The 4,510-nt window shown below is 62.2% G+C and carries 8 protein-coding genes; 3 read left to right on the top strand and 5 right to left on the bottom strand.

The annotated features are described in order from the left end of the window. Window positions 1–358, top strand: a 358-nt coding sequence (locus EOA60_RS20070) for an FAD-binding oxidoreductase (RefSeq protein WP_164899419.1), incomplete at its 5' end; no start/stop codon positions are given. On the opposite strand, the gene EOA60_RS20065 is transcribed toward EOA60_RS20070, so the two are convergent. From EOA60_RS20065 to EOA60_RS20050, 4 genes are read right to left on the bottom strand one after another with little or no spacing between them, the layout of a single operon-like run. Beyond that, window positions 277–1,086: a DUF72 domain-containing protein gene (locus tag EOA60_RS20065; RefSeq protein WP_095825141.1), complete on the bottom strand. Its 810-nt coding sequence runs from the start codon at window positions 1,084–1,086 to the stop codon at window positions 277–279. The two genes, EOA60_RS20070 and EOA60_RS20065, sit on opposite strands and share 82 nt — an antisense overlap. Window positions 1,087–1,128: 42 nt before the next feature. Next, a complete protein-coding gene (locus tag EOA60_RS20060) occupies window positions 1,129–1,617 on the bottom strand; it encodes an SRPBCC domain-containing protein (protein ID WP_128311783.1) in 489 nt (162 codons plus the stop codon). Between the two features lie 34 nt (window positions 1,618–1,651). Then, window positions 1,652–2,101: an SRPBCC family protein gene (locus EOA60_RS20055; RefSeq protein ID WP_066991633.1), complete on the bottom strand. Its 450-nt coding sequence runs from the start codon at window positions 2,099–2,101 to the stop codon at window positions 1,652–1,654. Further along, complete coding sequence (locus EOA60_RS20050; protein WP_095825143.1) at window positions 2,098–2,418, bottom strand: metalloregulator ArsR/SmtB family transcription factor; 321 nt, start codon at window positions 2,416–2,418, stop codon at window positions 2,098–2,100. Before EOA60_RS20050 ends, EOA60_RS20055 begins: the two co-directional genes overlap by 4 nt. A 168-nt stretch (window positions 2,419–2,586) precedes the next feature. Between EOA60_RS20050 and EOA60_RS20045 the strand changes: the two genes are divergently transcribed. After that, the gene (locus tag EOA60_RS20045; RefSeq protein WP_095825144.1) at window positions 2,587–3,201 is read left to right on the top strand and encodes a hypothetical protein; all 615 of its coding nucleotides are present in this window, start codon (window positions 2,587–2,589) and stop codon (window positions 3,199–3,201) included. 17 nt (window positions 3,202–3,218) lie between these two features. Here the strand turns inward: EOA60_RS20045 and EOA60_RS20040 are convergent, their stop codons facing one another. After that, window positions 3,219–3,644 carry a GNAT family N-acetyltransferase gene (locus EOA60_RS20040; protein WP_095825145.1) on the bottom strand — a complete coding sequence of 142 codons (426 nt, stop codon included), beginning with the start codon at window positions 3,642–3,644 and terminating at the stop codon, window positions 3,219–3,221. Between the two features lie 181 nt (window positions 3,645–3,825). Here EOA60_RS20040 and leuD point away from each other — a divergent pair, with 181 nt between their 5' ends. Then, the gene (leuD, locus tag EOA60_RS20035) at window positions 3,826–4,431 is read left to right on the top strand and encodes a 3-isopropylmalate dehydratase small subunit (protein WP_066991643.1); all 606 of its coding nucleotides are present in this window, start codon (window positions 3,826–3,828) and stop codon (window positions 4,429–4,431) included. Window positions 4,432–4,510: the final 79 nt, after the last annotated feature.

Here is a 4,510-nt window from a genome sequence, read left to right as displayed (position 1 = left end):
CCATGCACCCGATCCAAACGATTTCGAGGTCGAGTGGCCGCTGTTCGAGGACGTGATCTGGCCGACTTTAGCCACCCGCGTCCCAGCCTTCGAGGCGATCAAGCCGACGCGCGCCTGGGTCGGGCATTATGATTACAACACGCTCGACCAGAACGCGGTGATCGGGCCGCATCCGGAGGTGGAAAACTTCCTGTTCGCCAACGGCTTCTCCGGCCATGGCCTGCAGCAGGCGCCGGCGGTGGGCAAGGCGCTCTCGGAACTCATCGTGCATGGCGGCTATCGGACGATCGATTGCACGGCGTTCGGATATGAGCGCGTCGCGGCGGGGCGGGCGTTCAGGGAGTTGAACGTCATCTGACGCATAATCGCATCGACCGCCAGCGCGTTGCCGAGCGCATGCCCGCGCGCCGTATTGTCGAAAATGCACCATACCTCGGTGGCTGACGCGCCCGCGCTGGCGAGCTGGGCGCTGATCTCCAACAGCCGGCCGGCGTCGTAGTCCGAAAAATAGACATGCGGCGCGCCGTGAAAGCGGAAATAGGCGAGCTCATGCCAGCCGCCGGGCGCGGAAGCGGCGGCAACTGGGGCAGGGTCCGCCGCCACGCGCCCGACATGGAGGCGGCTCAGCAAAGCATCCGCCCCCGGCTCGAACCAACTGGCGTGACGCGGTTCGCAGACCAAGCGGCAGTCGGTCTTGTCGTGCAACAAAGCGAAGAACTTTTTGGCTATCTGCCTGTCGAATTGCAGACTGGGTGGCAGCTGGACCAAGAGGGCGGACAGCTTCTCACCGAGACCTCCGACCTCGCCCATGAAAGCATCCAGAAGATCATGGCAATCTATGAGGCGGCGCTCATGGGTCGCGGCTTTGGGGATTTTGACAGAGAACCGAAAACGATCCGGGACCGAGCACGCCCAGCGCTCATAGGTTTCGCGCTGATGCGGTTTGTAGAAGGAGGAGTTGATCTCCACGACAGGAAGACGCGAAGCGTAACGCTCCAATTGCGAGCCCGTCGCCGGAACAGAGGACCTGTGCGCTGCCGGTATGGTCCATCCGGCTGTTCCGACAAAAGGTTTGTTTTCGGCCATGTCGACAATCTGGACAGGCGCGCCTGCAGGTCAAGGTGGGGCTCAGGCGGCGAGGCGGCAGCCCAGATGTGCCTGTAGCCAGCCGAGCACGCGCGCCCAGCCTTCGGCGTGCTCCGCCGCGGCGTCCGGGAAGCCGGCGAAGCCGCCATGGCAGACGGTGAGCCGCGTGCCGGCAGAGGTCGGTTCCAGCAGATAGGCAACCGTCGTTTCGTGACAGCCGAGGGTCGGGTGATCCCAATCGTAGCGCCTCGTCTGCACGACCCTGCGCCCCGTCTCGATCTCGAGGAAGCTGCCGCTGGCGGGCAGGGGCCTGCCGTCGGCCGGCCTCACGATGACGCGCCACGATCCGCCGACGCGCAGATCGGCGGCCCAGCCGATCATCCGGTAGGTCTCGGCCGACCCCCACCAGCGCTCGACGTCGCTGGTGAGAAGCGCGGTGACGACTTGTTGCGGCGAAGCGGGAAGTTCCGCCGAAGCCATGACCGTCTCGGTGTTCGCCATGGCGCGCGGCCAGCCATGCGGCAGTATCATTGCCAACCTCCTCCGCGGCCGTTCAATACCTGGTTCAGACCTTCGATGGCGGGCGCTCGAAACCCTTGCCGGTCTCCAGCAGGCTCTTGAGGCTCGCCAGCACCAGCGGCCAGCCCTTGGACACGTTCGGAATCAGCCGGTGCGGGCCGTCGGCCTCGTGGGTGACGGCAAGCTTCATCAGCTCGCCGTCCTTTTCGATGGTGAAGGTACAGCGCGTGTAACCGTCTTCCTTCACCTCGGGCAGCCATTCGTTGCGCCATTTGATGACCAGACGCCGGGGCGGATCGATCTCGAGGATCTCGCCCGAGTCGGCCACGCGGCCGTCCGGGAAGATCAGCTTCCAGCTCGAACCCACCTTCCAGTCGCTCTCCTGGTAGGAGCAGAGGAAGAACTGCCGGTTGAACTCCGGATCGGTCAGCGCCGTCCAAAGCTTTTCGGGCGTGGTGCGGATGTAGGTGACGTAGACGAAAGTGTTGTCGCTCACGGCTCTTCCCTTTCAAGTCGTTTCTTCAGGTCGCTCAAGGCATCCAGCCGATGGCGCTCGAATTTGCCGATCCAGCGCTCGGCGATCTCGTTGATCGGAACGGGGTTGAGGTAATGCTCCTTCTCGCGGCCGCGGCGAACGGTGGCGACAAGGTTCGCCTCCTCGAGAACTGCCAGGTGCTTGGTCACCGCCTGGCGCGTCATGTCCATCCGTTCGCAGAGCGCGTTCAGCGTCTGTCCGTTCCTGGCATAGAGGCTGTCCAGCAATTGCCGGCGGGTCGGGTCGGCCAAGGCGCGAAAGACGGCATCCATGCTCATGGCTTTAATATGCAACCAATTGGTTGCATGTCAAGCTGCAAAGTTTATTCGACGAGAAAGACGGTGCAGGCACCCCGGCCTGCTTGCCGACGATGCATTGCGACTGCTACTGGAATTCATCTTCTGAATAATAGACGGTATGGTTCTTGCAATGAAAGGTTGGATCGGATGCCTCTCATTTACGACTATGACTTTCAGTCCATTTTCCCTTTAGCTGTATACAAGGACGACACGTGCCAGCGACTCTTGGCGCGGGCCGGCATTGCTCACAACATTAAGGGTAATTACGTCGCGCTGTTTCGCGATCCGGTTACGGTTGCCGCACTTTGGGCGGCGCCGGACACTGTCAAGGCGGCCGTTTTGAAGTCGGATTTCGGCATCCTGCTGTTCGAAGGCGAATCCGATTCGACCCGCGATAAAGCCGAGTTCATCAAAAAGACTCTGCTCGAACATGCCGCACAGAGCATCAGCGCCAATTGGGATGACGGAACGGTCAAGATGGCCGTCTTCAAGCTTCACATGTTCTGCAAATCGATCACTAAGGGAGAATTGGTGGACGAAAGGGGCAAGATTCGGTGCTCAAACTGGGTTGAGCAGCAAGTCAGGGCGGCCCGGGTCACCGAACCGTTTGACGTCAGCCAGGCCTTGGATGCGATGATCAGTGACGTAGTAGGCCGCACTGCTGGGGGGCGGCCGACGCCGCCGACACAGACAGCGAGACCTACGCCGGCTCCTGCGCCGAGAATATCGTTGCGTTCGATTTTCGGGCGCTGGCGTCAATAGCGGTTGACATCAGCGCGTCAGCGCTTGCGGGAGAACCAGAAGGCGTCGGTCATGCGTGTCATGCCGATGCGCTCGTAGAAGCCGACGGCATCGGGCATCGAGATCAGGCTGATGGCGACCGAAGGGCCGAGCTGGCGGCGCGCCTCGTCCATCAGGCCTTTGCCGATGCCGAGCCCTTGCGCCGAGGCGGACACGGCGAGCTCGGAGATATAGCAGACCCAGGAGAAGTCAGTCACCCCGCGCGTGACGCCGACAAGCGGCTTGCCCTCGCTGTCGAGACGCGCCGTCAGCACCAGGTTGGCATTACTGAGCATCGTCTTCAGGCGCGCCTCGTCATCGATCGGGCGCGTTTCGCCGAGGCCGGATTCGACCAGCACGCGGCGGAATTCGGCGACATTGAGGGCGGGCTCGCTGGCGTAGAGGACTTTGGAAGGACGGGCCATGGTCGCAGACTGCACCGGCCGCACAGAATTTCGAAGCCGTTTTTTGAGGTGTTCCAGTTCCGTCCACCCTGCCCGCCTTTGGCCCAAGGGCAGTGCACGAACAGTTGCCTTTCATTTGCCGCCGGCTTTGTGTAAACCGTCCCGCAAAATTCCCCGCAAGCCAAGAAGACGGGCAGGTACCATGGACAAATTCACCAAGCTCACCGGCGTCGCGGCGCCCATGCCGATCGTCAATGTCGACACCGACATGATCATCCCGAAGGATTATCTGAAGACCATCAAGCGCACCGGGCTTGGCACCGGCCTGTTCGCCGAGATGCGCTACAAGGACGACGGCTCGGAGAACCCGGATTTCGTGCTCAACAAGCCGGCCTACCGCAAGGCGCAGATCCTGGTCGCCGGCGACAATTTCGGCTGCGGCTCGAGCCGCGAGCACGCGCCCTGGGCGCTGCTCGATTTCGGCATTCGCTGCGTCATCTCGACGTCGTTCGCCGATATTTTCTACAACAACTGCTTCAAGAACGGCATCCTGCCGATCACGGTCAGCCCGGAAGACCTCGACAAGCTGATGGACGACGCCTCGCGCGGTTCCAACGCCACGCTGTCGATCGACCTCGAAGCCAAGGAGATCCGCGGCCCGGATGGCGGCGTGGTCAAGTTCGATCTCGACGACTTCAAGCGTCACTGCCTCTTGAACGGCCTCGACGATATCGGGCTGACCATGGAGAAGGCCGGCGCCATCGCGTCCTTCGAGAAGAAGAACGCCGAGCTGCGCCCCTGGGCCTGAACGGCTGAGGCACTTGTGATAGATAGCCCGGCCGCAAGCGGCCGGGTTCGTGTGGCTGAACGGAGGGACAGTCATGACA

The organism is Mesorhizobium sp. M1A.F.Ca.IN.020.06.1.1 (assembly GCF_004023265.1).
GTDB lineage: Bacteria > Pseudomonadota > Alphaproteobacteria > Rhizobiales > Rhizobiaceae > Mesorhizobium.
Note: the sequence above shows the minus strand (reverse complement) of the source record. Positions and strands in the feature narration are given on the sequence as shown.